Source organism: Allobosea sp. RCC_152_1 (assembly GCF_041360765.1).
GTDB classification, from domain to species: Bacteria; Pseudomonadota; Alphaproteobacteria; order Rhizobiales; family Beijerinckiaceae; genus Allobosea; species Allobosea spartocytisi.
This window is the reverse complement of the sequence record NZ_JBFUPU010000003.1, coordinates 288,626-311,560: the sequence shown is the minus strand read 5'-3', so window position 1 is coordinate 311,560 and position 22,935 is coordinate 288,626. Positions and strand designations below refer to the sequence as shown.

At 67.5% G+C, this 22,935-nt stretch carries 22 protein-coding genes; 13 read left to right on the top strand and 9 right to left on the bottom strand.

Annotated features, from left to right (window positions below; all coding sequences use genetic code 11):
• Window positions 1-8: 8 nt before the first annotated feature.
• Window positions 9-1,079 (top strand): ligase-associated DNA damage response exonuclease, encoded by a 1,071-nt coding sequence (locus AB6806_RS13295; protein ID WP_370954739.1) that lies wholly within the window; start codon window positions 9-11, stop codon window positions 1,077-1,079.
• 22 nt (window positions 1,080-1,101) lie between these two features.
• Here the strand turns inward: AB6806_RS13295 and AB6806_RS13290 are convergent, their stop codons facing one another.
• Window positions 1,102-1,875 carry an SGNH/GDSL hydrolase family protein gene (locus tag AB6806_RS13290; protein WP_370954738.1) on the bottom strand — a complete coding sequence of 258 codons (774 nt, stop codon included), beginning with the start codon at window positions 1,873-1,875 and terminating at the stop codon, window positions 1,102-1,104.
• Window positions 1,876-1,988: 113 nt separating this feature from the next.
• Between AB6806_RS13290 and AB6806_RS13285 the strand changes: the two genes are divergently transcribed.
• From AB6806_RS13285 to AB6806_RS13275, 3 genes are all read left to right on the top strand, one after another.
• Window positions 1,989-3,626: a cisplatin damage response ATP-dependent DNA ligase gene (locus AB6806_RS13285; RefSeq protein WP_370954737.1), complete on the top strand. Its 1,638-nt coding sequence runs from the start codon at window positions 1,989-1,991 to the stop codon at window positions 3,624-3,626.
• Window positions 3,627-3,740: 114 nt separating this feature from the next.
• Window positions 3,741-4,421 carry a response regulator gene (locus AB6806_RS13280; protein WP_370954736.1) on the top strand — a complete coding sequence of 227 codons (681 nt, stop codon included), beginning with the start codon at window positions 3,741-3,743 and terminating at the stop codon, window positions 4,419-4,421.
• 153 nt (window positions 4,422-4,574) lie between these two features.
• Window positions 4,575-4,829: a DUF6460 domain-containing protein gene (locus AB6806_RS13275; RefSeq protein ID WP_038360541.1), complete on the top strand. Its 255-nt coding sequence runs from the start codon at window positions 4,575-4,577 to the stop codon at window positions 4,827-4,829.
• Window positions 4,830-4,835: 6 nt separating this feature from the next.
• Here AB6806_RS13275 and AB6806_RS13270 read toward each other — a convergent pair whose 3' ends face one another.
• On the bottom strand, window positions 4,836-5,924 hold the full coding sequence (locus tag AB6806_RS13270; protein ID WP_370954735.1) for a quinone-dependent dihydroorotate dehydrogenase: 1,089 nt from the start codon (window positions 5,922-5,924) through the stop codon (window positions 4,836-4,838).
• 73 nt (window positions 5,925-5,997) lie between these two features.
• On the bottom strand, window positions 5,998-6,339 hold the full coding sequence (locus tag AB6806_RS13265; RefSeq protein WP_113254225.1) for a DUF952 domain-containing protein: 342 nt from the start codon (window positions 6,337-6,339) through the stop codon (window positions 5,998-6,000).
• Window positions 6,340-6,507: 168 nt separating this feature from the next.
• Here AB6806_RS13265 and AB6806_RS13260 point away from each other — a divergent pair, with 168 nt between their 5' ends.
• On the top strand, window positions 6,508-7,137 hold the full coding sequence (locus AB6806_RS13260; protein WP_038360547.1) for a S24 family peptidase: 630 nt from the start codon (window positions 6,508-6,510) through the stop codon (window positions 7,135-7,137).
• Between the two features lie 23 nt (window positions 7,138-7,160).
• Here the strand turns inward: AB6806_RS13260 and AB6806_RS13255 are convergent, their stop codons facing one another.
• From AB6806_RS13255 to AB6806_RS13240, 4 genes are all read right to left on the bottom strand, one after another.
• Complete coding sequence (locus AB6806_RS13255) at window positions 7,161-8,615, bottom strand: sensor histidine kinase (protein WP_051987647.1); 1,455 nt, start codon at window positions 8,613-8,615, stop codon at window positions 7,161-7,163.
• A 10-nt stretch (window positions 8,616-8,625) separates the two neighbouring features.
• Window positions 8,626-10,086 (bottom strand): FAD-dependent oxidoreductase, encoded by a 1,461-nt coding sequence (locus AB6806_RS13250; protein WP_370954734.1) that lies wholly within the window; start codon window positions 10,084-10,086, stop codon window positions 8,626-8,628.
• Between the two features lie 107 nt (window positions 10,087-10,193).
• Window positions 10,194-12,524, bottom strand: a complete 2,331-nt coding sequence (locus AB6806_RS13245; protein ID WP_051987649.1) for a putative bifunctional diguanylate cyclase/phosphodiesterase — start codon at window positions 12,522-12,524, stop codon at window positions 10,194-10,196.
• Between the two features lie 195 nt (window positions 12,525-12,719).
• Window positions 12,720-13,661: an enoyl-CoA hydratase-related protein gene (locus tag AB6806_RS13240; protein WP_038360551.1), complete on the bottom strand. Its 942-nt coding sequence runs from the start codon at window positions 13,659-13,661 to the stop codon at window positions 12,720-12,722.
• A 453-nt stretch (window positions 13,662-14,114) separates the two neighbouring features.
• Between AB6806_RS13240 and AB6806_RS13235 the strand changes: the two genes are divergently transcribed.
• The 6 genes from AB6806_RS13235 (at window position 14,115) to AB6806_RS13210 (ending at window position 18,744) form a co-directional block, all read left to right on the top strand.
• Entirely contained in the window at window positions 14,115-14,276 is a 162-nt protein-coding gene (locus AB6806_RS13235; RefSeq protein WP_166652965.1) for a hypothetical protein, read from the top strand.
• Window positions 14,277-14,335: 59 nt separating this feature from the next.
• Window positions 14,336-15,625: a UDP-N-acetylglucosamine 1-carboxyvinyltransferase gene (gene murA, locus AB6806_RS13230; protein ID WP_038362174.1), complete on the top strand. Its 1,290-nt coding sequence runs from the start codon at window positions 14,336-14,338 to the stop codon at window positions 15,623-15,625.
• A gap of 59 nt (window positions 15,626-15,684) precedes the next feature.
• Complete coding sequence (locus AB6806_RS13225) at window positions 15,685-16,128, top strand: DUF2948 family protein (protein WP_038360557.1); 444 nt, start codon at window positions 15,685-15,687, stop codon at window positions 16,126-16,128.
• Between the two features lie 171 nt (window positions 16,129-16,299).
• The gene (gene hisD, locus AB6806_RS13220) at window positions 16,300-17,592 is read left to right on the top strand and encodes a histidinol dehydrogenase (protein WP_112763051.1); all 1,293 of its coding nucleotides are present in this window, start codon (window positions 16,300-16,302) and stop codon (window positions 17,590-17,592) included.
• A gap of 151 nt (window positions 17,593-17,743) precedes the next feature.
• The gene (locus tag AB6806_RS13215; protein ID WP_038360563.1) at window positions 17,744-18,232 is read left to right on the top strand and encodes a UPF0262 family protein; all 489 of its coding nucleotides are present in this window, start codon (window positions 17,744-17,746) and stop codon (window positions 18,230-18,232) included.
• A gap of 107 nt (window positions 18,233-18,339) precedes the next feature.
• A complete protein-coding gene (locus tag AB6806_RS13210; RefSeq protein WP_051987823.1) occupies window positions 18,340-18,744 on the top strand; it encodes an arsenate reductase/protein-tyrosine-phosphatase family protein in 405 nt (134 codons plus the stop codon).
• A gap of 5 nt (window positions 18,745-18,749) precedes the next feature.
• On the opposite strand, the gene AB6806_RS13205 is transcribed toward AB6806_RS13210, so the two are convergent.
• Both AB6806_RS13205 and AB6806_RS13200 read right to left on the bottom strand, forming a co-directional pair.
• Window positions 18,750-20,471: a pilus assembly protein TadG-related protein gene (locus AB6806_RS13205; RefSeq protein ID WP_142019906.1), complete on the bottom strand. Its 1,722-nt coding sequence runs from the start codon at window positions 20,469-20,471 to the stop codon at window positions 18,750-18,752.
• 31 nt (window positions 20,472-20,502) lie between these two features.
• Window positions 20,503-20,931: a TadE/TadG family type IV pilus assembly protein gene (locus tag AB6806_RS13200; RefSeq protein WP_112763049.1), complete on the bottom strand. Its 429-nt coding sequence runs from the start codon at window positions 20,929-20,931 to the stop codon at window positions 20,503-20,505.
• 172 nt (window positions 20,932-21,103) lie between these two features.
• Here AB6806_RS13200 and AB6806_RS13195 point away from each other — a divergent pair, with 172 nt between their 5' ends.
• Both AB6806_RS13195 and AB6806_RS13190 read left to right on the top strand, forming a co-directional pair.
• On the top strand, window positions 21,104-21,478 hold the full coding sequence (locus AB6806_RS13195; RefSeq protein ID WP_038360571.1) for a hypothetical protein: 375 nt from the start codon (window positions 21,104-21,106) through the stop codon (window positions 21,476-21,478).
• Window positions 21,475-22,932, top strand: a complete 1,458-nt coding sequence (locus AB6806_RS13190; protein WP_142019909.1) for a methyl-accepting chemotaxis protein — start codon at window positions 21,475-21,477, stop codon at window positions 22,930-22,932. Before AB6806_RS13195 ends, AB6806_RS13190 begins: the two co-directional genes overlap by 4 nt.
• Window positions 22,933-22,935: the final 3 nt, after the last annotated feature.

Here is a 22,935-nt window from a genome sequence, read left to right as displayed (position 1 = left end):
CGAGGAGAATGACACTGGCCAGACAAAGCCCGCGCTGGCGCCCCGCCGAATTGCTCGTGCCGACCCCGGCCGGGCTCTTCTGCCCGCCGGCCGACATTCATATCGATCCGGTGCGCCCGGTGCCGCGTGCGCTTATCACCCATGGCCATTCCGACCATGCTCGTGCCGGCCACGGCTGCGTGCTGGCGACGCGCGAGACGCTGGCGATCATGGCGCTGCGCTATGGCGAGGGGTTCGCCGGTTCGCAGCAGGTCGCGGTGCCTGGAGAGGTGGTCCGCATCGGCGAGGTCGATTTCACCTTCGTTCCCGCCGGCCATGTCCTCGGCTCGGCCCAGATCGTGGTCGAGAGCCGCGGCCTGCGGATCGTGGTCTCCGGCGACTACAAGCGCGAGCGCGATCCGACCTGCACGCCGTTCGAGCCGGTGCCCTGCGACATCTTCATCACCGAGGCGACCTTCGGCCTGCCGGTCTTCCGCCATCCGCCGGCCGATGGCGAGGTCGGGAAGCTCCTGGAATCCGTCAGGCTCTTCCCGGAGCGGACGCATATCGTCGGCGCCTATTCACTGGGCAAGGCGCAGCGCGTCATGGCCCTGATCCGCGAGGCCGGCTACGAAAAGCCGATCTACATCCACGGTGCCGTCGAGACGATCACCGAATTCTATCAAGCGGAAGGCATCCCGCTCGGCGAGATCCGCCTGGTCGCGGGCATGGACCGCAAGACGCTCGGTGGCGAGATCGTCATCTGCCCGCCCAGCGCGACACAGGACCTCTGGGCGCGGCGCTTCCCCGACCCCGTCACCGCCTTCGCCTCGGGCTGGATGCGGATCAGGGCGCGTGCCCGCCAGAAGGGCGTCGAATTGCCGCTGGTGATCTCCGACCATGCCGATTGGGACGATTTGCTGGCGACGATCCGCGAGGTTCAGGCCAGCGAGATCTGGGTCACCCATGGCGAGGCCGAGGCGCTGGTCCACTGGTGCGGCACGGCGGGCCTCAAGGCCAAGCCGCTGCATCTCGTCGGCTATGGCGACGAGGGCGAGGCGGAGTCGGAAGCGGAGGCCGCCGATGCGCCGGTGGCGTGAAAACGACGGCTGGGAGAGTGAATCAGCGCGCCGAGGCGACGACCGGACGGCTCGGCGCGGTCATGCCGACAAGCGCATTCGCCATGTCGCGGGCGAGGCAGTCATAGCCCGCATCGCTCATATGGAAGCCGTCGCTCCACAGCGCCGCCTTGAAGGCCTCGGCATCGCTGTCGTGCCATTCCCGCATCGTTTCGTAGCGGCTGAAGACCGGCACGGCCTCGCGCCGCGCGACATCGCCGACAGCCGCGACGAAGCGCTTGTAATTGTCGGAATCGCGCACCGTCGGGAAGAACTGCGGGTCGAGGATGGCGAGAGGGGTATTCGCCTGCTTCACCAGCCGGATGCCCTCGCGGACCATGCCGCGGAAGGCCTCGATATCGCCGCCCTTGACGGCGTCGTTGGTGCCGACCTGCCAGATCACCAGATCGTAATGGCGCCCGGCCAGCGCGGTTTCGAGGCGCGCGAGCGTCTGCGGCGCGGTCTCGCCGCCAATGCCGGCATTGACGATCTCGACCGGCGCCTTCGACCAGGCCTTGCCGAGCAAAGCCTGAAGACGGGCGGGATAGGTCTTGTCCTTAGCGCTGGCGCCGATCCCCTCGGTGGAGGAGGAGCCGATGGCGAGGATGGTGAGCGGGCGCCCTTGCGCGACCTTGTCGGCCAGCGGCGCGAGAACCGCGCGCGACTGGACGATCGGCGTCTCGCGGCAGGAGAAGCCGGCTGCCTGGGCAGGGGCTCCGACCGAAAGCGTGGCAGCGATGACGGCAGGCAAGGCAAGAAACCGCATCGCGGCACGCATTGGCGTCTGTCTCCTGGCTACACTGCTGCCGTTAAGGTTTGCTTCATGAACGGTATCTGAACGATGCGCTGCAAGAAGCATGCAACGATTCGATGTGGCGACGCGGTGACACCATGAACCGCTTCGCCTGGCTGCTCGACCGCCTCGCCTACGAGCCGCGCCGCAACGCCAAGCTCGCGCTGATCGCCGATTATCTGCGCACCACGCCCGACCCCGATCGCGGCTATGCGCTGGCGGCGATGACGGGCGGGCTCGTCTTCCGCAACGCCAAGGCCGGGCTGATCCGCGCGCTGATCGCCGAGCGCACCGATCCGGTGCTGTTCGCGCTGTCCTATGACTATGTCGGCGATCTCTCGGAGACGGTCGCGCTGATGTGGCCGGCCCGGCATGGCGCTAACGCGGTGCCGCATCTGCCGGAGGTCGTCGAGAGCCTGCGCGAGGCCGGCAAGACCGACCTGCCGCGCCTCGTCGCCTCCTGGCTCGACGCGCTCGATGAGACCGGCCGCTGGGCGCTCCTGAAGCTCATCACCGGCGCCTTGCGGATCGGCGTCTCCGCCCGCCTCGCCAAGACGGCGGCGGCGAGCCTCGGCGGCGTGCCGGCTGACGAGGTCGAGCAGGTCTGGCACGGGCTGGAGCCGCCCTATGCCGCGCTCTTCGCCTGGCTGGAGGGCAGGGGCCCGCGGCCGGAGGCCCGCGATCCCGCACCGTTTCGCCCGGTCATGCTCTCGCATCCGATCGAGGACGGCGATTTCGACAAGCTCGATCCGGCCGAATTCTCAGCCGAGTGGAAATGGGACGGTATCCGCGTCCAGGCCGCCAGCGGCCGGCGCGATGACGGCAGCCGCGTGACCCGGCTCTATTCCCGCACCGGAGAGGATATCGCCAACGCCTTTCCTGATCTCGTCGAGGAGTTGACGCAGGATGGCGCGCTCGACGGCGAGTTGCTGGTGATGCGCGAGAGCGCTGTCCAGAGCTTCAACACCTTGCAGCAGCGGCTCAACCGCAAGACCGTGACGGCCAAGATGCTGGGCGAATTCCCCGCCCATATCCGCGTCTACGATCTGCTGGTCGATGGCGAGGAGGATATCCGCCACCTGCCCTTCGAGGAGCGGCGCGAGCGCCTCGAAGCCTTCCTGTCGCGGCTTGCCAGCCCGCGCTTCGATCTCTCGCCGCTGATCCCCTTCGGGTCATGGCAGGAACTGACCACGGCGCGGGCCGATCCGGCCTCGGCCGGGGCGGGCGCCGATGCGGAAGCGGTCGAGGGCTGCATGATCAAGCGGCGCGACTCGCCTTATCTGCCGGGCCGGCCCAAGGGCTATTGGTGGAAATGGAAGCGCGATGCCCGGCTGGTCGACTGCGTGCTGATGTACGCCCAGCGCGGCCACGGCAAGCGCTCCTCCTTCTATTCCGACTACACCTTCGGCGTCTGGCGGGTGGGCGAGGAGGGCGGTCTCGAGCTGGTGCCGGTCGGCAAGGCCTATTTCGGCTTCACCGACGAGGAGCTGCTCGAGATCGACAAATATGTCCGCAAGAACACGCTGAACCGCTTCGGCCCGGTGCGGGAGGTGGTGCATACGGCTGAAAGCGGCCTCGTCTTCGAGGTTGCTTTCGAGGGCTTGCAGCGCTCGACGCGGCACAAATCCGGGCTCGCCATGCGCTTTCCCCGCATCAACCGCATCCGCTGGGACAAGCCGCCTGGTGAGGCCGACCATATAGAGGTGCTGGAAGCGCTATTGCCGACCAATGGCTGACGGCGGATGGGTTGCGCCCATGCGCTGGCAATGCTTGTGATCCGCCTCGCGCCTGAGGCAACATAACAGAGTCGCAACCACAGGGTCGCAATAAGGACAATACGGAGTGGCGCGATGAGCAAGCAGCCTTCGACACGGATCGTCATCGCGGACGACCACCCGCTGTTTCGCGGGGCGCTGCGACAGGCCGTCTCGCACGCCATTGCGGGCGCGGAGGTCAGCGAGGTCGGCTCGCTCGAAGCGCTGACCGAGGCGCTGGCGAGCGGCGGCGATGCCGATCTCGTCCTGCTCGATCTGACCATGCCGGACGTCCAGGGCTTCTCCGGCCTGCTCTTCCTGCGGGCCGACCATCCCGAGATCCCGGTCATCGTCGTCTCGGCCAATGACGACCCGGCGGTGATCCGCCGCTGCATCGAGTTCGGGGCGCTCGGCTTCCTCCCCAAGACGGCCGATGTCGCCCAGATGGGCGAGGCGATCCGCGCCGTGCTCGACGGCGGCGTCTGGACCCCGCCCGGCGTCGATCTCGCAGCCCCCGTCGATGCCGAGGTGGCCGACATGGTCCGCCGCCTCTCGACGCTGACGCCGCAGCAGGTGCGCGTGCTGATGATGCTGTCGGAAGGTTTGCTCAACAAGCAGATCGCCTATGAGCTCGGCGTCTCCGAGGCGACGGTGAAGGCGCATGTCTCGGCGATCCTGACCAAGCTCGACGTCGACAGCCGCACGCAGGCCGTCATCGCCGCCTCGAAGATCGCCGGCACCGCCTGGGCGACCACCGGAGCCGGCGCCTCCGCCTGAGGCTGCCGGGCCCCCTCGGGGGGCTCCCGCCCGGACGCAGCGCGGCTGTGCAAACGGCGTTCAGGCGCCGTTCAAGCGCGGCGGGTTTCAGGTTAAGACAGGTGGAAAGCGCCCCGCAGATCCGTGGGCGCGTAGCAGGATGCCAGGGCTTTCATGGAACGGTTCATCGGCGGCTCGCCGCTCAGCGTCCTCGTCAGGCTGATCTTCATCTCGCTGCTCGTCGGCGCCGCCATGGCCTTTCTCGGCCTCTCGCCGCGCGGGCTCTTCGAGGCGGCCTCCCGCTTCATCCGCTCGATCACGGGGCTCGGCTTCGGCGCCATCCGCGAGGTCGGTGACTGGCTCATCGCCGGCGCGCTGGTCGTCGTGCCGCTCTGGCTGCTGATGCGGCTCTTCGCGGCACGGAAGTAGCTGCGGCTAAAGCCCCTCGCCACGCGCGATCGCGGCAGCGTCGCGGCCGATCAGGGCGGTGAGGCGCGGCAGCCCCGCCCGGCGCGCCTGCGCGGCCAGCCCCGTCTTGATCTCCTTGACCAGCCCCGGCCCCTTGAACACCAGCGCCGAATAAAGCTGCACCAGGGTCGCGCCGGCCCGGATCTTGGCGAAGGCGGCCTCGGCCGAATCGATGCCGCCGACCCCGATCAAGGGGAACTGCCCCTCGACGCGCAGGAAGGTCTCGGCCAGGATCCTGGTCGAGGCGGCGAAGAGCGGCTTGCCGGAAAGCCCGCCGGTCTCGGCTTTCGCCGCGTTGCGCAGGCTCTGCGGCCGCGCGACGGTGGTGTTCGAGACGATCATCCCGTCGATGCCGCGCTTGCGCGCGACCGCGACCATGCCGTCGAGCTCGGGCAGCGTCAGGTCCGGCGCGATCTTGAGCAGGACCGGCGTGCGCTTGCCCTCGGCCGCGGCCTCGTCGCGGGCCGTGAGCGTACGCGCCACCAGATCGTCCAGCGCGCTCTCGGCCTGCAGGTTGCGCAGGCCCGGCGTGTTGGGCGAGGAGACGTTGATGGTGAGAAAATCGGCGAGCGGCGCGAGACGCCGCGCCAGAATCGCGTAATCCGCCTCCCGGTCGGTCGAATCCTTGTTGGCGCCGAGATTGATCCCGACGATGCCGCCGCGTCCCTGCCTGGCCGCGAGACGCCGCGCCATGGCCTCGACGCCCTCGCTGTTGAAGCCGTAGCGGTTGATCACGGCCTCGTCCTCGACGAGTCGGAAGACGCGCGGGCGCGGGTTGCCGGGCTGCGGCAGCGGCGTCACGCCCCCTGCCTCGACGAAGCCGAAGCCCAGCCCCAGCGCGCCGTCGATCGCCTCGGCATGCTTGTCGAAGCCGGCCGCAAGCCCGACCGGATTCGGGAAGGAGAGGCCGAAGGCTTCCATCGTCAGCACGGGGTCGTCGGGAGCCGGCTTCAGCGCCGGCGCCGCCGCCAGCGCCGCGACCGTCAGCCGGTGCGCCGCCTCCGCGTCCATCCGGTGAATCAGGGGGCGGGCGAGATGGAAGAGGCTTGAGAGCATGCCGGGGTCTTTAGAGCATCCTACGCGCTGTTGGATATGGATTTTTCGCCGCAGCCGCGAGGCGGTGATGGGCTCAGATATCAGCCGGAAGCGCGTGGCTGCCGTCGTTTTTCAACGGCAGGGGCATCACCCAGCGCACGGCCTTGGGATCGAGCGGTCCATAGAGGTGCGGAAACAGCGCGCCGCCGCGCGACGGCTCGTAGCGCAACGCGGTCCCGAGCCGCGAATCCTCGACCGCGATCAGGAGCAGTCCGTCCTGTCCGGCGAAATGCTTCGCGGCGGTCTCGGCGAGTTGCGTGCCGGTCGAGAAATGGATGTAGCCATCGGCGAGATCGACGGGCGCACCCTCGAAGCGGCCTTTTTCCTCGGCTTCGCGCCAGAGGGCGGCCGGGCATATCTTGTAGATCAGCGGCATCGTTGAGTCTCGCGCGAGAACGGTCATGGACGGTATGGCCAGTGGCAGGAGCTTTCCGCAAGCCATGCCTTGAATGTGGCAAGAATCGGATTGAAATCTTATGAGATAGGGGATATTTCCTATTGCCTATCCCCGCCGAACGGCAAGAGCCATGCGAGGCCCTGAGCGATGCTGTCACATGACCAGATCTGGGGGGCGATCGACACGCTCGCCCAGCGCTATGGTTTCACCGCCTCGGGGCTGGCTCGCAAGGCCGGGCTCGACGCCACGACCTTCAACCGTTCGAAGCGCCTCGGGCCCGATGGCCGCGAGCGCTGGCCTTCGACCGAATCGATCGCCAAGATCCTGGCCGCGACCGGCGCCTCGCTCGACGAGTTCATGAGCGTGGTGCTCAAGCGCGCGCCCGCGCCGGCACGCACCATCCCGCTGATCGGTTTCGCCCAGGCCGGCTCGGGCGGCTTCTTCGACGATGGCGGCTTTCCGGCCGGCACGGGCTGGGAGGAGGTCGCCTTCCCCGGCGTGACCGACGAGAAGGCCTATGCGCTGGAGATCTCGGGCGATTCGATGCTGCCGCTCTATCGCGACGGCGACACCATCATCGTCTCGCCGACCGCGACGGTCCGGCGCGGCGACCGGGTCGTGGTCAAGACGGTGGAAGGCGAGGTGCTGGCCAAGCAGCTCAAGCGCCAGACCGCCAAGACCGTCGAACTCGCCTCGCTCAATCCGGAGCATTCCGACAGGGTGCTGAACCTCGCCGAGATCGCCTTCATGGCCCGCGTGATCTGGGCGAGCCAGTAGCGGCGGAAAACACGCGCCGCGATTCAATGCCCGTTGCGGCGCAGCGGCAATGAGACCCGGAAGACGGCTCCGACCGGCGAGGGTTCGAGTTCGATGGTGCCGCCATGGAGCCGGACGAGCTCGGCCGCGACGGCGAGGCCGAGACCGGTGCCGCCGGGCGTGACCGAACCGCGGAAAGCCTGGAACAGATTGGCCTGCGCCCGCAGCGGCACGCCCGGGCCATTGTCGATGACGCGCAGCGTGGCCGAGCCGTTCGCCGGCATCCCGCTCACGGTCAGCATCGGCTGGTTGTCGCCCTCAGTGCCTGCCTGGGTCAGGGCCTGGATGGCGTTGCGCATGAGATTGGTCAGCACGCGCGCCATCTGGTCGGGGTCGCAGGGTGCGACGAGCTCGGCCGGAACCTGATTGTCGAAGCGCAAGTGCCTGTTGTCGGAGAGCCCCAGCAATTCGGCCTGCTCGGCGACGAGCTGGCGCAGCGCTACCTGCCTGATCGCGGGCGTCGCCTCGGCCGCGCGGCCATAGGCGAGGGTGGCCTGGCAGAATTCGATGGCGCGTCCCAGCGTCGCGATCAGCCGGGGCGCGAAGCGCCTGATCTTGGCGTCGCGCGTCTCGACGAGCTGGTCCGACATGAGCTGCGCTGCGGCGAGCATGTTGCGCAGATCGTGATTGATCTTGCTGACGGCGAGCCCGAGCTCGGCGAGATGCTTCTTGGTGCGCAGCTCGTCTGCGAGCGTCCCCTGCATGCGGGCGAGCGCGCGCTCGGCCTCGCCGATCTCGTCGGCCCTGAGCGAGGGCTCGATGATCCGCTGCGGGTTTTCCGGATCGGCCTCGAACTCCATCACATTGGCGGCGAGCTGCCGGATCGGCCCGACGATCAGCGCGTTGAGCGCGATATAGACGGCAAGCGCGGTGAGCCCGGTCAGCAAGAGCGAGATCAGCAGCAGGCTCCAGGAGAATTTCAGCATCGCCCGCCGCAGCGGCGCTTCGTCGATGACGATCTCGACGAAATCCGCCCCGCCGACGGCCTCGCCGACGACGCGGATCGGCATGGTGGCGGGCGCGACCAGCACCGAGATCGCCTCGCGGATCGAGGTCCACCAGTCGAGATTGCGCAGGTCCACGGAGCGCGAGACCTCGGGTGGAGGCATCGAATCCAGGCTGAGCAGCCGGCGGGCACCGGCGACGCGGGCCGCGATGGAGCGTGCGCCGACACCCATGAGCAGCCGGTTCTCGCTGCCTTCCGGCAACCCGTCCTCAGGCGCGCCCTCCAGCACCAGCGCCGCGACCTGCGCCGCGGCGATCCGGTCGTTCAGCCAGTTGCGCCGGAAATTCGCGATGGAGGGGACGTAGATCAGCACCTCCGCCAGCATCACGAACAGCACGGTGACGAGCAGGAGCTTGGCCGAAAGACCGAGCCGGGTCAGGCCGCGCGGTACGCTGATCGACAGGTTGTGTCTGGGCAGGCCGGGTGGATGCATCGACCCAATCTTAGCCGAAACGGCGCAGAAAGCCGATGAGCCTGCGCAGGCGCGGGCTCGTCGTGGCGGAGGCGAGGAAGCTGAGCGCCGCACGCCGCGACGCATCGGAGGCCGCCAGCTCCGGAAGGGCGATCCCGGCCATGGCCTTGACGTCGAGCCCGGCCTTGAGCGCGACGCACCAGGGCGCGATCAGCTCGCCTGCGCCATCGCCGACGATGGTGACGGCGCGCAGCCGCCCATTCCGGTCGGTCACGAGCTTGACATAGCCCTCGGTCCGTCCGGCCGCGATTGCCGCCGGCACCTCGGCGAAGGGCCAGCGCAGGAAGCGCAGCGTGCCCGGCCGGGCATCCTTGACGGCGCGCCAGTCGCCGATGGAGGCGATCTCCGGCCGGCTCCAGGCGATGCGGGGATTGCCGGTCGGATCGAGCGAGCCCTTTTGACGGAACAGGACGCTGCGCAGCACGATGCCGACATGGTCGTTGCCCGCAAGCTCGCGGGAGCCGGCCGCGGCGCCGCCGGCGCAGCTCCCCAGCGCATGGACCCGGCGATTGGCCGTCCGCAGGCTGCGGTCGACCACCACGCCGTCCGCATCGCTGCGGATGCCGCCGAGATCGAGGTCGAGCGCTTCGATATCGGCCCGCCTGCGGCCGGAGACGAGGATATGCGAGGCTTCGAGCGTCCCCTCTCCCGACAACCCGGCGAGGGTCAGTTTCAGCCCGGACCGGCGGCTCTCGACCCGTACCGCCTCGCTGTCCTCGTGCAGCGTCACGCCTTCGCGCAGCAGCTTCTGCCGCAGGATCATCACCGCCTCGGCATCATGCTCCGGCAGAATCCCGGCAGGGCAGATCAGCGCGACGGAGCTGCCAAGGCGTCGGAAGGCCTGGGCGAGGGCGACGGCGGGGCCGCTGCCGCCCAGGACGACCAGCCGTCCCGGCAGACGCGTCAGTTCGGACAGCGCGTCCTCGCTCAGGATGAGTGCCGGATTGAGCTCGGCCAGCCCCGGCAATGCGGGGATGTCCGGCCGCGATCCGGTCGCGATGGCGAAGCGGCGGGCCTTGATGGCGATGTCGCCGACCTGAACGCTGCCGCGGTCGATGAAGCGGGCCTCGCCCTGGATCAGATGGATGCCGAGCGCCTTGAGCCGCTCCGCCTGCTGGTTGGTGGCGGTCGTGGCCAGCGCCCGTTGCACATGGTCGTGAATCAGCGCGTCGTTGACCTCAGGCACCTCGACCGGGACGCCGAGCCGGCCGGCTTCGCGCATGTCCTGGATGCGGGCGGCGGCCTCGACCAGCGCCTTGGCGGCGAGCGACGTCGTCCGCCCGCCCGTCGCCTGACGGTCGATCAGCACGACCGGCGCGCCGAAGGCCGCTGCCGCGATCGCCAGCGCGATGCCGTTGGCGCCGGCGCCGATGACGCAAAGATCGGGTGTCAACGCGGCGGGTTTCGCCGCCTTGGCCTTGGCATCGCTCACCGGGTGATCCGCTCCGCCTGCTGTCCCCATCGCTGATGCGTTGTCGAGTGGGCGGAATCAAGGCCGATTTGGCAAAGACCGGCCTGACGGGAGATCGTTCGGACGTCTCAGGCGACGCTGCGGTTGCCGCCGCCCTGCTTGAGGTTGGAAAGGCTCTCCGGCCTGCCGAACAGATAGCCCTGGGCGCGATGGGCGCCGAGAAGCTGCACCGCGATGCGCTGCTGTTCGGTCTCGATGCCTTCGACCACCACGTTCATCTGCAGGCGGCGCGCGAGCTGGCAGACCGCCTCGATGATGGCCTTGGGGGCTTCGCTGTTGTGCACGTCGCGCGCGAAGCTCTGGTCGATCTTGACCTGCGCGATCGGGTAGGTCGAGAGATAGGCGAGGGCGGAATAGCCCGTGCCGAAATCGTCCAGGGCGAAGCTCACGCCGAGTGCCCTGAGTTCCTCGAGCACGGAGAGCGTGAGCTTGTTGTCCTCGATCAGCAGCGATTCCGTGATCTCGAGCGTCAGCCGCCGCGAGCTGAGGCCGGAGGCGATCAGCGCCTCCTTCACCGTGTCGATGAGGCGCCGCGGCTCGCGGAATTGCAGCGGCGAGACGTTGACCGAGACGCTGATTCCGGGCTCCCAGCCGGCGGCGTCCTTGCAGGCCTGCCGGATGGCCCAGTCGCCCATGGCCGCGATCAGCCCGGACTGCTCGGCGATGGGAATGAAGACGCCGGGAGGAACCATGCCGCGAACCGGATGGCGCCAGCGCATCAGCGCCTCGCGCGACACGGCCACCTGCGTCTTCAGGTCGACGATGGGCTGGTAGAAGAGTTCGAGCGAGCCGTCGACGCTGGCCTTGCGGAGATCGACCTCGATCTCGTGCCGCTCCATCATCTCCTCGGCCATGGCCGGGTTGAAGAACATCAGCATGTTGCGGCCGGCGGATTTCGCCTTGTAGAGCGCGGTGTCGGCGTGGCGCAGCAGGTCGGCCGACGACGCGCCGTCGACGGGCGCCATCGCGATGCCGATGCTGGCCGTGACGTAGACGGTCTTCCCGTCGACGTCGAAGGAGCGCGTCATGCTGTCGATCATGCGCTGGGCAACGGCCGTGACCACCGCATGGTCGGCGGAGGGCAGGATGAGCAGGAACTCGTCGCCGCCGAAGCGCGCCAGCATGTCGTTGCTGCGAATTGCGCTGCGCAGCCGGCTGGCGGTCTCCATCAGGACCTGGTCGCCGATATCGTGCCCCAGGCTGTCATTGACCTGCTTGAAGCCGTCGAGATCGACATAGAGCAGCGCGAAGGTCTCGCCCGTCCGCTCGAGCCGCGCGAAAGCCTCGTCGATATGCCGGTTGTACTCGAAGCGGTTCGCAAGTCCGGTCAATTCGTCGAAGCGGGCCATCTGCTCGATGCGGGCTTCCGTCCGCTTCCGCTCGGTCGCGTCCTCCGTCAGCATCAGGATGCCGCCTTCGGCGGCCGGGGCGAAGGTCACGACGAGCACGAGGCCGCCACGGGTGACGACCTCCTGGCTGGCGGCCTGCTGCGTCGACTGCACGGTGACCAGGGCCGACCGGATGTCGCGCAATTGCTCGGAGCTGATGACCTGCCGCTCGACCAGGAAGCGCGCGATCGCCGTCAGCGGCGTGCCGGGCAGGGCAAGCGTCTCCGGCAGGCCGTAGAGCGCGCTGTGCGGGGCGTTGCTGACGGCGAGCTTGAGGCTGCGGTCGAACATCGCCAGCCCGTCGATCATGGTGTTGAGCGCCGCATCCAGCGTCAGGTTCTGCGAATGCAGCGCGGTGGCGAGCGCCTTCGACTGCTTCGTCGCGTCGCTCAGCGCGAGCAGATTGCGATGGAGCGAGTTGGTGATCGCGATATTGGCCGCCACGTACAGGAAGGCGAAATAGCCGATATATTTGTAATAGGGATTGCTGGCCGCGATCAGGCCAATGGCCATCGGGACGCAGAAGGTCAGCAGCTGGACCGCGACGAATTTCGGCCGCCCGGCATTGCGCGAGACATAGCCCGAGGCCAATGCGATCGTCGACGACACCGAGGTGATGTGAGCGGCGGGGTCGTCGGTGTGGACGAGCGCGACGTAGCAGCTGTAGCCGAGCACGGCGCTGAAGGCCGTCGCCCCGAGGAAATAGTCGCGATCCCAGCGCCGCGTCTGGGCATAGTTGTCATGCGCGTGGTTGCGGCGCCGATAGGTGATGACGGTCGAGATGCGCAGCACGACGACGAGGGCCACCAGCAACGTCAGCTGGATGAAGATGTCGGACCCGGTCGAAATCCAGCAGAGAAAGGGCGTGAGGATGCCGGCGATCCCGCCGGGAATGATGGAGGCGGGCGAGGAGAACAGGGAATTGACCAGCAGGGTATAGCCGGTCAGGTCGAAATCATCGCCCCGGTCGCGCTGTCCTGTGGCGATCAAACGCTGGAAAGCGTCTGCCATTCACTCCTGCCTTTGCCACCTCTGGCGGCTCGATGCGTGAGATTTCCGGACGTCCCACGTGATCTGAAGCTGTAGGCGAGTAGAAGTAAATGCTTCGTGAGATTCTGGTCCAATCTTCGATCAGGCGTGCGGATGACGCAACGCCATATATCCTCCCGATTGAATTGTCGGAAGTTTTACAGTCGGCGGTAGGCGTCAGGCGGTTTCCGCCTGACGCTGATAGACGCGCGCCAGCATCCGGTCCTGAGTCTGCGCGATGCGCTGCAGCTTCGAGATCGCGCTCGGGCTCAGGCGCAGCATGCAGTCGGTCCAGATCTGGCCGAGATGGGACAATTCCTCGCGCAGATCGCCGGCACGGCGGTTGAAGGCCCTGAAGAGAGCCGTCCTGGCGGCGTGGATCGGCAGGGTATCGGTGCAGTACTTGCGGATCCAGGCCTCGCCGGTCCCGGTCGGCACGACCGCCTCGAGCCCGCCGGCCTCCATGAAGGCCTCGGCGCTCATTTCCTCGCCGGACATCAGCAGCTTCTCCGCCGCGCGCGGGCCCATCCGCCGCGACAGGATCGCTACGGCCGTGATCGGAAAATGGTTGAACTTGATCTCCGGATAGACGAACGAGGCCTGTTCCTCGGCGATCATGACGTTGCATGAGCGCGGCGCGTCGATGCCGCCGCCGATCGCCTTGGCATGGATCGTCGACAGCGTCACCACGAGCCCGTTCAGGCCGCCGGTGTTCCAGATCGCGCCCTCGGCTGAGAGGCGCGCATATTCCGCCAGGGCCGCGCGGTCGTTCTTCGCCAGGCAATCCAGGTAGAAGTCGAGATCGCCGCCCAGCGTGAAGAAGGGGCCGGTTCCGCGGAAGGCGAGGAAGCGCACCGGTGCACGGTGATACTGGTCGGGCGCGCCCCAGAGCGCGACGATCGCGCTCTGGATCTTCACCAGGCTGTCGAGCAACTGCAGCGTGAAGACTGGTTTCAGCTCGGGTCGGATCGTCACCCAGAGCGTTTTGATCGCCGATTCATAGGCGATTTCCACCTCTGGCAGAAATCCCGCCTTGTAACGAATGGCGTCGATCACCTCGCAGCTCTCGATGAGCGCAGAGCCGGCATGATCTCCATTCATCGTGAAGGACTCGAGCATGACGCAATCCCCGCAATATCGACATAGTCAGGGTAAACGAGCTTAACAAACTGTAAACGCATTCCGGCGGAAATGGTTAATTTCATTAATATTTCCGATTTACGTATCGTCATGGTTTCCCTCGGATGCGCGTCTGTCGCGTCCACCCGGCAAAAAACGGGCCTCGGAGCTCGGCCAAAGCTCGCGCAATAAAATTGCGAGATTTGTTGATTAATGGGCTAAAAATGGTTTCGTTGCGGCTGTCTGCGAAACCTTCGGGCGCGCCCGATTGCAGCGAGCGCGCGGCTGTCCATGCGTTGTCACGGAACGGCACGGAACCGGCGCCGCCATGGCACAGCTGCGTCCCACGGCCCGCTTCGCGGCCGCGCTTGTCCGCGGCCGGCTGTCCGGCTAACCATGATGCCGCGAATTCGCCGCGTTCCCGCGTTCAAACACCGATGCCGAGTTGATGCCGTGACTCGCCAGACCGCCGACGACGAGAAGCAGGCGCGCCTTGCCGCCGCCCTTCGCGAGAACCTGAAGCGCCGCAAGGCGCAGGCTCGCGCTCGCCGTGTGGAGGAGGCGCAAGCGCATGAACCGGCGCCGCCAGCTCAGGCCGACACTCCGCGGACCTGATTTTCCCGATTTCCACGCGCCGCGGGCCCTTGACCCCGCCGGCCGAGCAGGACCTGACGATGGACAAGATCCGCATCACCGGCGGCCAGCGCCTCAATGGCGCCATCCCGATTTCCGGCGCCAAGAACGCCGCCCTGCCGCTCATGATCGCGAGCCTGCTGACGGACGAGACGCTGACGCTGACCAATGTCCCGCGTCTGTCCGACGTCACCGCCCTGTCGCGCATCCTCTCCAACCACGGCGTCGACCGCACCGTCGCGGGCAAGCGCATCGGCCAGTCGGCCGAGACCGGTCAGACGATCTCGCTGACCGCGCGCCAGATCGTCGACACCTGCGCGCCCTACGAGCTGGTCTCGACCATGCGGGCGAGCTTCTGGGTCATCGCGCCGATCCTGGCGCGCATGGGCGAGGCCAAGATTTCGCTGCCGGGCGGTTGCGCCATCGGCACCCGCCCCGTCGACCTGCTGCTGATGGCGCTGGAGAAGCTCGGCGCCGAGATCGTCATCGAGAACGGCTATGCGCTGGCGCGGGCGCCGAAGGGGCTGAAGGGCGGCGAGATCGTCTTCCCGAAGGTGACGGTCGGCGGCACGCATACCGCGCTGATGGGCGCCGTCCTCGCAGAGGGCACGACCGTGATCGAGAACGCGGCGCGTGAGCCCGAGGTCACCGATCTCGCGGCCTGCCTCGTTAAGATGGGCGCCAAGATCGAGGGGGCGGGGACCTCGCGGATCGTCGTCACCGGCGTTTCACGCCTGGGCGGCGCCCACCACGCCGTCCTGCCGGATCGCATCGAGACCGGCACCTATGCCATGGCCGTCGCCATGACCGGTGGCGATGTCATGCTCGAGGGTGCCCGCGCCGATCTGCTCCAATCGGCGCTCGACGCGCTGGTGAGGGCCGGCGTCGATATCAGCGAGACGAACGAAGGCATCCGCGTGCGCCGCAACGGCCACGGCATCGATGCCGTCGATGTCGATACCGATCCCTTCCCCGGCTTCCCGACCGATCTGCAGGCGCAGTTCATGGCGCTGATGACCAAGGCCAAGGGCACCTCGCGCATCCGCGAGACCATCTTCGAGAACCGCTTCATGCATGTGCAGGAGCTTGCCCGTCTCGGTGCCAGGATCCGGCTCGACGGCGATGTCGCCCATGTCGAGGGCGTCCGGAAGCTGACCGGCGCGCCGGTGATGGCGACCGATCTGCGCGCCTCGGTCTCGCTCGTGATCGGCGGTCTCGCCGCCGAGGGCGACACCACGATCAACCGTGTCTATCACCTCGATCGCGGCTTCGAAGCGCTGGAGGCCAAGCTCGGCCGTTGCGGCGCCGTCGTCGAGCGCATCAGCAGCTGATTGCGGGCTCCCGATTTTAGGTTGTTGATTTTCTTGAGGCGGCTCGTCAGAACAATCTCATGTCTGACGATGCCGCCGAACCGCTGAAGCTCGTCGCGCTCGACGCCGACGACCTCGCCATTGTCTCCGCCCATCTTCAGGATGCGGTGCTGAAGACCGCAGATATCGTCTATCTGCCGTCCGAGAAGCGCTTCGCCCTCGCGGCGCGCCGCTTCGACTGGGAAGGCGCGGCGCATGGCAAGCGTCGCCGCCGGCTGGCCGCCCTGCATTTCGACCGCGTGCTCGCCGTCCGCAGCGCCAGGCTCGATCAAGCAGAGCCCGGCAAGGTGCTGAACCTGCTGGCGATCACCTTCGACCACAGCGCGGAGCCTGCCGGCGACGTGACGCTGCACTTCTCGGAAGGGGCCGCAATCCGGCTCTCCGTCGAATGCGTCGAGGCCCAGATGAAGGATCTCGGCCCGGTCTGGGAAGCGGTGGCGACGCCCGGCCATCCGGACACCTGAGCGCGCCGCTTTTCCTCCGGCGACAACTTTAATCGCCGCCACCCTTCGTCTAAAGAACGCGCGTCATCCCGGACAAGCGGCTTCGGCCGCGTCGGTCCGCCTGGGATGACGGTTGCTGGTTCGGCTTTTTCCCCGGAAGCGCGGTCCGGTCTGCCAATAGCGAGGATATCCATGCCGATCAGGCTCGACGACCGCGATGCGCGCTTTGCCGAGGGCTTCGCGGCACTGCTTTCCGCCAAGCGCGAGGTCTCCGAGGAGGTCGATCGCGTTGCCGCCGACATCATCGCCGAGGTCCGCGCCAGGGGCGATGCGGCGCTGATCGCCTATACCAGCCGCTTCGATGCCCTCGATCTGGCGCCGCGGACGCTGCGTGTCAGCGAAGCCGAGATCGACGCCGCCGTCGCGGCCTGCTCGCCGGAGCTGCTGGAAGCGCTGGAAACGGCGCGTGCGCGCATCGAGACCTATCACCGCCGTCAGAAGCCCGAAGACTCCTGGGTGAAGGACGAGGCGGGCGTCGAGAGCGGCTGGCGCTGGAGCGCCATCGAGGCCGTCGGCCTCTATGTGCCGGGCGGCACGGCGAGCTACCCCTCCTCGGTGCTGATGAACGCGATCCCCGCCAAGGTCGCCGGCGTGCCGCGCATCGTCATGGTCGCGCCGACGCCGCGCGGCGAGACCAACCCGCTCGTCCTCGCAGCGGCCCGGCTCGCCGGCGTCGACGAGGTCTACCGCATCGGCGGCGCGCAGGCCGTCGCGGCGCTGGCCTATGGCACGGAAACGATCGCGCCCGTCGCCAAGATCGTCGGCCCCGGCAATGCCTATGTCGCGGCCGCCAAGCGCCGCGTCTTCGGCCAGGTCGGCATCGACATGATCGCCGGCCCCTCCGAAGTCCTCGTCATCGCCGACCGGACCGCCAATCCCGACTGGATCGCCGCCGATCTTCTGGCGCAGGCCGAGCACGACGTTTCCGCCCAGTCGATCCTGATGACCGACGATGCCGCGCTCGCCGCCGAGGTGGAGAAGGCCGTCGCGGCCCAGCTCGCGACGCTGCCGCGCGCCGGGATCGCCGGAAAGAGCTGGCAGGATTTCGGCGCGATCCTGCTCGTTGCCGATCTGGAGGCGGCCGTGCCGCTGGTCGACCGCCTCGCGCCGGAGCATCTCGAGATCATCACCGAACATCCCGAGCATCTTGCCGGCCTCATCCGCAATGCCGGCGCGATCTTTCTCGGCGGTCATACGCCCGAGGCGATCGGCGATTATGTCGGCGGCCCCAACCATGTGCTGCCGACCGCCCGCTCGGCCCGCTTTTCATCCGGCCTCGGCGTCGGCGATTTCATGAAGCGCACCTCGCTGCTGAAATGCGGGCCGGAGGGGCTGCGCAGGCTCGCACCCGCCGCCACGCAATTGGCCGAAGCGGAGGGCTTGCAGGCGCATGGCCGTTCCGTGACGATCAGGCTCAATCTCTAGAGACGGATTCGGTCGGATTGAATCGGCCCGATCGGTGAATCCGTCTCTCGATGTTTGATAGAGAAAGCGTGATCCGGTCAGATCGCGTTGCAATCTGACCGGCGCATTCTTTCGGCGCTGCCGAAAGGGCCGTGCCGTAACAGGAGGAGCGATGTCGGCCGTCCCGTCTTCGGAAAAGCAGTCCCTCGTCGGCGTCACCCTCGATGAATCCTCGCTCGGGCGCGGCTCGCCCGATCAGGAGCACGAGCGCGCCATCGCGATCTACGATCTGATCGAGCGCAACCGCTTCAACGTACCGGGTCATGAGGGCGGGCCCTACCTCGCCCATCTCGCGCTGGTCGAGCGCCGCCTCGTCTTCGACATCAAGGAGTCGGACGGGTCTGCGGTCGTCACGCACCATCTCTCGCTCAGCCCGTTCCGGCGCATCGTCAAGGACTACGAGCTGATCTGCGAGAGCTACTATGCCGCGATCCGCACCCAGACGCCCGAGCAGATCGAGGCGATCGACATGGGCCGCCGCGGCCTGCACGACGAGGCGGCGGCCATCCTCGTCGATCGTTTGTCGAACAAGGTGGAGATCGACTTCGATACCGCCCGGCGCCTGTTCACGCTGATCTATGCGCTGCACTGGAAAGGCTGACGCGCTTGGAGCAGAAAGCATTTTCGAGCGAAGTGGCTACCGGTTCGCCTGAAGAAAATGCGCCGAATGCATGGACCGCTCCGCGCAAGGTCCAGAGCGTGCTCTTCATGTGCGCGATGAACGCCGTGCGCTCGCCGATGGCGGAAGCCCTGGCCAAGCATTTCTTCGGCAAGTCGATCTACGTCCAGTCGGCCGGTGCGCGGAAGGGAGAGGTCGATGGCTTCGCCCGGGAGGTTCTCGACGAGATCGGCATCGATCTCAGCCGCCACAAGCCGAAATCGGTGGAGGAGCTGGAGGAGTGGGAAGGTCTGAACTTCGACCTCATCGTGTCGCTCTCGCCGGAGGCTCACCACAGGGCTCTGGAGCTGACCCGGACGCTGGCAGCCGAGGTCGAATACTGGCCGACCATGGACCCCACCCTCGTCCAGGGCTCGCGCGAGCAGAAACTCGACGCCTATCGTGACCTGCGTGACGGATTGACCCGGCGCATCAAGGAAAGGCTCAGGAGCTGAGGGCGTTACCGCACCAGCACCGCCCCGCCGCAGCGCACGCCCGTCACCCAGCTATCGGCCTGGCCGAGCCCGATGCCGAGCGTGCCGAGAACGCCGTTGAGCAACTGGTCGAGCGGCGTCACGGCCTTGCCGACGATGCCGCTGACCAGCCCGTCGAGCCCGGGCAGGCCGATGCCCAGACCCAGCGCCTCGACCCGCAATTCGAGATCGCCGACGAGGCGGCCGAGCAGCGTCGCGACGAAATCCTGGGTCGAGGTCGTCTTCTTGTCGCCGCGCAGGATCTCGGCATAGCTGAAATTGACCGGCGTCTCGGCGAGATTGGTCATCGTGACATGGGCGCGGGCGCTGACCTTGGCGAGACCGGCGACGTTGACCAGCGTCGCGGCCGGCGGGTTGGGCGCGGTGCTGAAATTGTTGAACTCGGTCATCGAGACCTGGCCGATCCAGGCATCGACCAGCGCCGGCCTCACCCCCAGCGTCACGCGCGAGGTCGAGACGTCGCCGGGCGAGCACTGCACCGCGTTGAGCTTCGCGGTCGCGGCGGCGAGTTCCAGATAGACCGGCAGCCGCACGAGCGAGGCGGCACCCGAGCCGATGAGGTCGACGGTCAGCAGCAGGCGGGTCTGCGCCGTATGGACACTCGATCCCGTCCGGCCGACCCGGACCATCGGGCTGCCGACCGGCCGCTCGCCGATGCCGAGCTTGAGGTTGATCGCGGCGATGCCCGGCAGGTTGAGCGCAAGCCCGACATCGATCTGGCGCTTGCCGTTGGCGATCTGCGCCACGGCCGAGACGATGTCGAGCGCCGAGACGGACGCTGCGAGCGGCTTCGGCCCCGAGGCGGGCCGGTCGCCGGCCGGGCCGAAGGAGACGAGCTGGGACAGGTCGACCGGCAGGCCGCTGGCGGCGACCGAGGCGAGCTTGCCCAGCGCGGCGGTGGCGGTGCCGCTGCGTGCGTCATTGTCGCGCGAGGCGTCGACGATCGCGGAGAGCACGTCGCCAAGCCGCGCATTTGCCTTCAGCACGTCGTCATAGCTGGCCGCGGTGAGGTTGAGCCGCGTCGCCAGATGCTTCGAGAAATCGAAGAGATCGACCCGCGCCTTGATCAGCGCTTCGTAGTCCATCACCGACAGCGAGACGCCGCCGCCGAGCAGGCTGCTCAGCAGGCCGTTGAGCAAGCCGCCCTCGAGCTTGACGAGGCGCGAGCCGATCGCGAAGGACGCCTGGGCATCCTGATAGGCGATGGCGCTGCTGCCGATCGGGACCTCCCCCGTATCGAGGCTCGCCTGGATCGGCGCCAGCTTGGCGCCGGGCTCCGGCTTCGTCGTGGTGGAGGCGGCCAAGGCGCGCCCGAGCAACAGCGGCGTCGTCATCCGCATGTCGATCCTGACGGCGTTCGCCGTGGCGGCCGGCCCCGACACGAAGCGGTCTTCGGCAGCCTTGGCCGGGTCGGGGGTGTAGACGCCCGGCTGGATGGCCCGGATGTTGCCGTTCTGGAAGCCGTTCTGCGTCACGCTCGCCTGTGCGGCTGCCTGCGCCCGGGGGATGTCGCTCGCCGCGGCCAGCGCCGCGAGGTCGTTTGCCGTCTGCAGCCTGCGCTTTTCGTAGAAGAAGCTGCCGACATCCACCGCCATCGCCCCGAAGCCCAGCAGGGCGACCAGCGAGAAGGCGAAGAGGATGGCGGTGGCGCCGCGCTCGTCGCTTGCGAAATTCCGGAATTTGCGCATATCGAGGCCTCCCCAGCCCGAAATGACGAATTCAGTAGCCGCCGCGTTGCACCACCGCGCGGCGTTCGATCAGAGGGGGCGGCAGCGCTGCCAGCCGGCTGAGCTGGTCGTAGACCGTGCCGCTCATGTCGTAGCTGACCGCGATCTCGAAGCTTTGCTGCTGTGGCCCGGTCTGGCTTGTGCGGACCTTCACCTTCGACGGGTCGATGAAGGCATAGGCCTGGGCGTTGGCCGCGACGTAGTCCTTCGCGATCTGGGCCCTTTCGGTATCGCTCAGCCCCGCCACGGAAGAACGGGCCGCCTCGGCCGCGATCTGTTGAATACTGTGATAGATGCCGAAGACGTAGCCGTAGCCCATGATGCCGAAGAGCAGGATCAGCAGCACCGGCGCGACGAAGGCGAACTCGATGGCGCTCGTCCCGCCTTCGTCCCTTGTCAAACGTTCTAGCGAAGCAGCCATAGAAGAGCTCCAGCAAAGATCGCTCTCATAGGTTGTATTTTTCGCGTTTATGAACCCTTAACAGGCGGATTTAAGCGGGATTTTGCTTGGTGAAAGATTTTGAACTTAAGTAAAATTTTACCGGGTTGCCGTTGCGTGGAGCGTGTTGCTTGCGCCCGGAAATGCCACGCCCATGCCTGCCGTCTGTGCCGCGAAAATCCCCCCGGCCGACGGCCGCAGCCAGGAGCTCACGGCTCCAGCTGCGCTCCTGCTTGCCGTGCTCAGCGTGTTCGTCGGCATCGGCGTTTTTGCGAGCTTGCCCGGCGCTGATGGCCGCGACGAGCCCGTCGCCATCGTGTTCCCCTTCTGGATGGCGAGAGACGAAGCGCTGGCGCGCAGTTTCGAGGCGGGCGAGCGCGTGCTGCGAACGGGGCGGCTCGGCTCCATCGTGGTGACGGTTCCGGGCTCCCGCTCGGGAGAATTGCCGCGCGGTGCCTGGTTTTCATTGCGGCTGGCGGGGCTCGCAGGCTGTCTCGACAGTCAATCTTTAGCGGAAGAGCGGCAATGAACTGGTCTCTACGGCTCGTCCGGCGTCGCGTCGGCCTGTCGCTGATCGCATTGGCGCTGCTTCATGTGCCGCTGCTCATGCTCAGCTTCTGGATCCACGGCCAGTCCGGCCTCGCGCCGGTCCTGATCATCGCGATCGCGGCCGCGATCCTGCCGGTTCTCTACCGTGTGGCGGGCATGGCGCTGGTGACGCAGCTGGCCATCGTGGTGGTTCTGATCGGGCAGGTGTCCGCACTGGTCTACAGCTTCGCCGGCCATCCGTGGCAGCCGGACATGCATATGTATTATTTCGCGGTGCTGGCGCTTCTGGCGGGCTTCTGCGACTGGCGGCCGATCATTCTGGGCGCGGCCCTGACCGCGCTGCACCATCTGGTTCTTCAATATGTCCTGCCGGCCGCCGTCTTCTATCAGGGCGGCAACATTCTGCGGGTTCTCCTGCATGCGGTGATCGTGGTCATCGAAACCGCGTTCCTCGCGACCTTCGCGGTTTTCCTGCAGCGCCGGCTCCAGGAGAGCGAGGCGGGCCTCGCCCACGCGCAGGAAGTGGCCGAGCGCGAAAGGCGGGCGACGGAAAAGGAGAAGGCGCTGTCGGAGGAGATGGGGCGCCGCACACAGGCGCTGCAGGCGCTCGTCTCGCGCTTTCGCCACCAGATGGAGCAGGCCATGGCGATGCTCGATCATTCGGCCGAGAACATGAAGGTGAAGGCAAGTGCCCTGACGCAGACCTCCGACCGGGCGCGTGGACAGACCGCGCTGGTCGCCGACGCCGCGGCGGGCACGATGGGGAGCATCGACCAGCTTTCGGCCGCCAGTACCGAGCTCGCGGCCTCGATCGCGGAGATCGGCCGCAATGCCGACGAATCCGCCAACGGCTCCAAATCCACGGCCGAGCTGGCGCGCCATGCCAGCCGCGAGATCCAGGATCTCGCCGGACGCAGCCAGGATGTCGGCGCGGTCGTCGAGATCATCCGCGGCATCGCCTCCCAGACCAGCATGCTGGCCCTGAACGCGACGATCGAGGCGGCGCGCGCCGGAGAGATGGGGCGCGGCTTCGCCGTGGTCGCCAGCGAGGTCAAGACGCTCTCCGCCCAGACCGCGAAGGCGACCGACGAGGTATCGGCCCATATCGGGGCGATGCAGGATGCGACCCAGCGCTCGCTCCGGGCGATCCGCGAGATCGTCGAGGCCGTCGGCGAGGTCGAGAGCGTCGCCAATGCGATCGCGCTGTCGGTGGACGAGCAGAGCCGGGCGACCTCCGAGATCGCCTATCAGGTGCGTCTGTCCTTCGAGGGCGCGCAGCGCAGCGCCGACATCGCGGGTGGCTTCGAGGCCATGACGGTCGAGACGCATGGCGCGGCCGAGAATCTGCAGGAGACGGCCGCCGGTCTCGCGCGGCAGGCCCAGACCATCCGGCAGGATGTCGCGGTCTTCTGCAACAGCGTCGCCGCCGCCTGATCC

Coding starts and splice junctions, on each gene's coding strand:
- AB6806_RS13290 (WP_370954738.1), bottom strand. CDS start 1,875: ATGCGTGCCGCGATGCGGTTTCTTGCCTTGCCTGCCGTCATCGCTGCC.
- hisD (WP_112763051.1), top strand. CDS start 16,300: ATGCCGATCAGGCTCGACGACCGCGATGCGCGCTTTGCCGAGGGCTTC.
- AB6806_RS13295 (WP_370954739.1), top strand. CDS start 9: ATGACACTGGCCAGACAAAGCCCGCGCTGGCGCCCCGCCGAATTGCTC.
- AB6806_RS13190 (WP_142019909.1), top strand. CDS start 21,475: ATGAACTGGTCTCTACGGCTCGTCCGGCGTCGCGTCGGCCTGTCGCTG.
- AB6806_RS13280 (WP_370954736.1), top strand. CDS start 3,741: ATGAGCAAGCAGCCTTCGACACGGATCGTCATCGCGGACGACCACCCG.
- AB6806_RS13270 (WP_370954735.1), bottom strand. CDS start 5,924: ATGCTCTCAAGCCTCTTCCATCTCGCCCGCCCCCTGATTCACCGGATG.
- AB6806_RS13225 (WP_038360557.1), top strand. CDS start 15,685: ATGTCTGACGATGCCGCCGAACCGCTGAAGCTCGTCGCGCTCGACGCC.
- AB6806_RS13240 (WP_038360551.1), bottom strand. CDS start 13,661: ATGCTCGAGTCCTTCACGATGAATGGAGATCATGCCGGCTCTGCGCTC.
- AB6806_RS13210 (WP_051987823.1), top strand. CDS start 18,340: ATGTGCGCGATGAACGCCGTGCGCTCGCCGATGGCGGAAGCCCTGGCC.
- AB6806_RS13245 (WP_051987649.1), bottom strand. CDS start 12,524: ATGGCAGACGCTTTCCAGCGTTTGATCGCCACAGGACAGCGCGACCGG.
- AB6806_RS13215 (WP_038360563.1), top strand. CDS start 17,744: ATGTCGGCCGTCCCGTCTTCGGAAAAGCAGTCCCTCGTCGGCGTCACC.
- AB6806_RS13200 (WP_112763049.1), bottom strand. CDS start 20,931: ATGGCTGCTTCGCTAGAACGTTTGACAAGGGACGAAGGCGGGACGAGC.
- AB6806_RS13285 (WP_370954737.1), top strand. CDS start 1,989: ATGAACCGCTTCGCCTGGCTGCTCGACCGCCTCGCCTACGAGCCGCGC.
- AB6806_RS13205 (WP_142019906.1), bottom strand. CDS start 20,471: ATGCGCAAATTCCGGAATTTCGCAAGCGACGAGCGCGGCGCCACCGCC.
- AB6806_RS13275 (WP_038360541.1), top strand. CDS start 4,575: ATGGAACGGTTCATCGGCGGCTCGCCGCTCAGCGTCCTCGTCAGGCTG.
- AB6806_RS13195 (WP_038360571.1), top strand. CDS start 21,104: ATGCCTGCCGTCTGTGCCGCGAAAATCCCCCCGGCCGACGGCCGCAGC.
- AB6806_RS13255 (WP_051987647.1), bottom strand. CDS start 8,615: ATGCATCCACCCGGCCTGCCCAGACACAACCTGTCGATCAGCGTACCG.
- murA (WP_038362174.1), top strand. CDS start 14,336: ATGGACAAGATCCGCATCACCGGCGGCCAGCGCCTCAATGGCGCCATC.
- AB6806_RS13265 (WP_113254225.1), bottom strand. CDS start 6,339: ATGCCGCTGATCTACAAGATATGCCCGGCCGCCCTCTGGCGCGAAGCC.
- AB6806_RS13260 (WP_038360547.1), top strand. CDS start 6,508: ATGCTGTCACATGACCAGATCTGGGGGGCGATCGACACGCTCGCCCAG.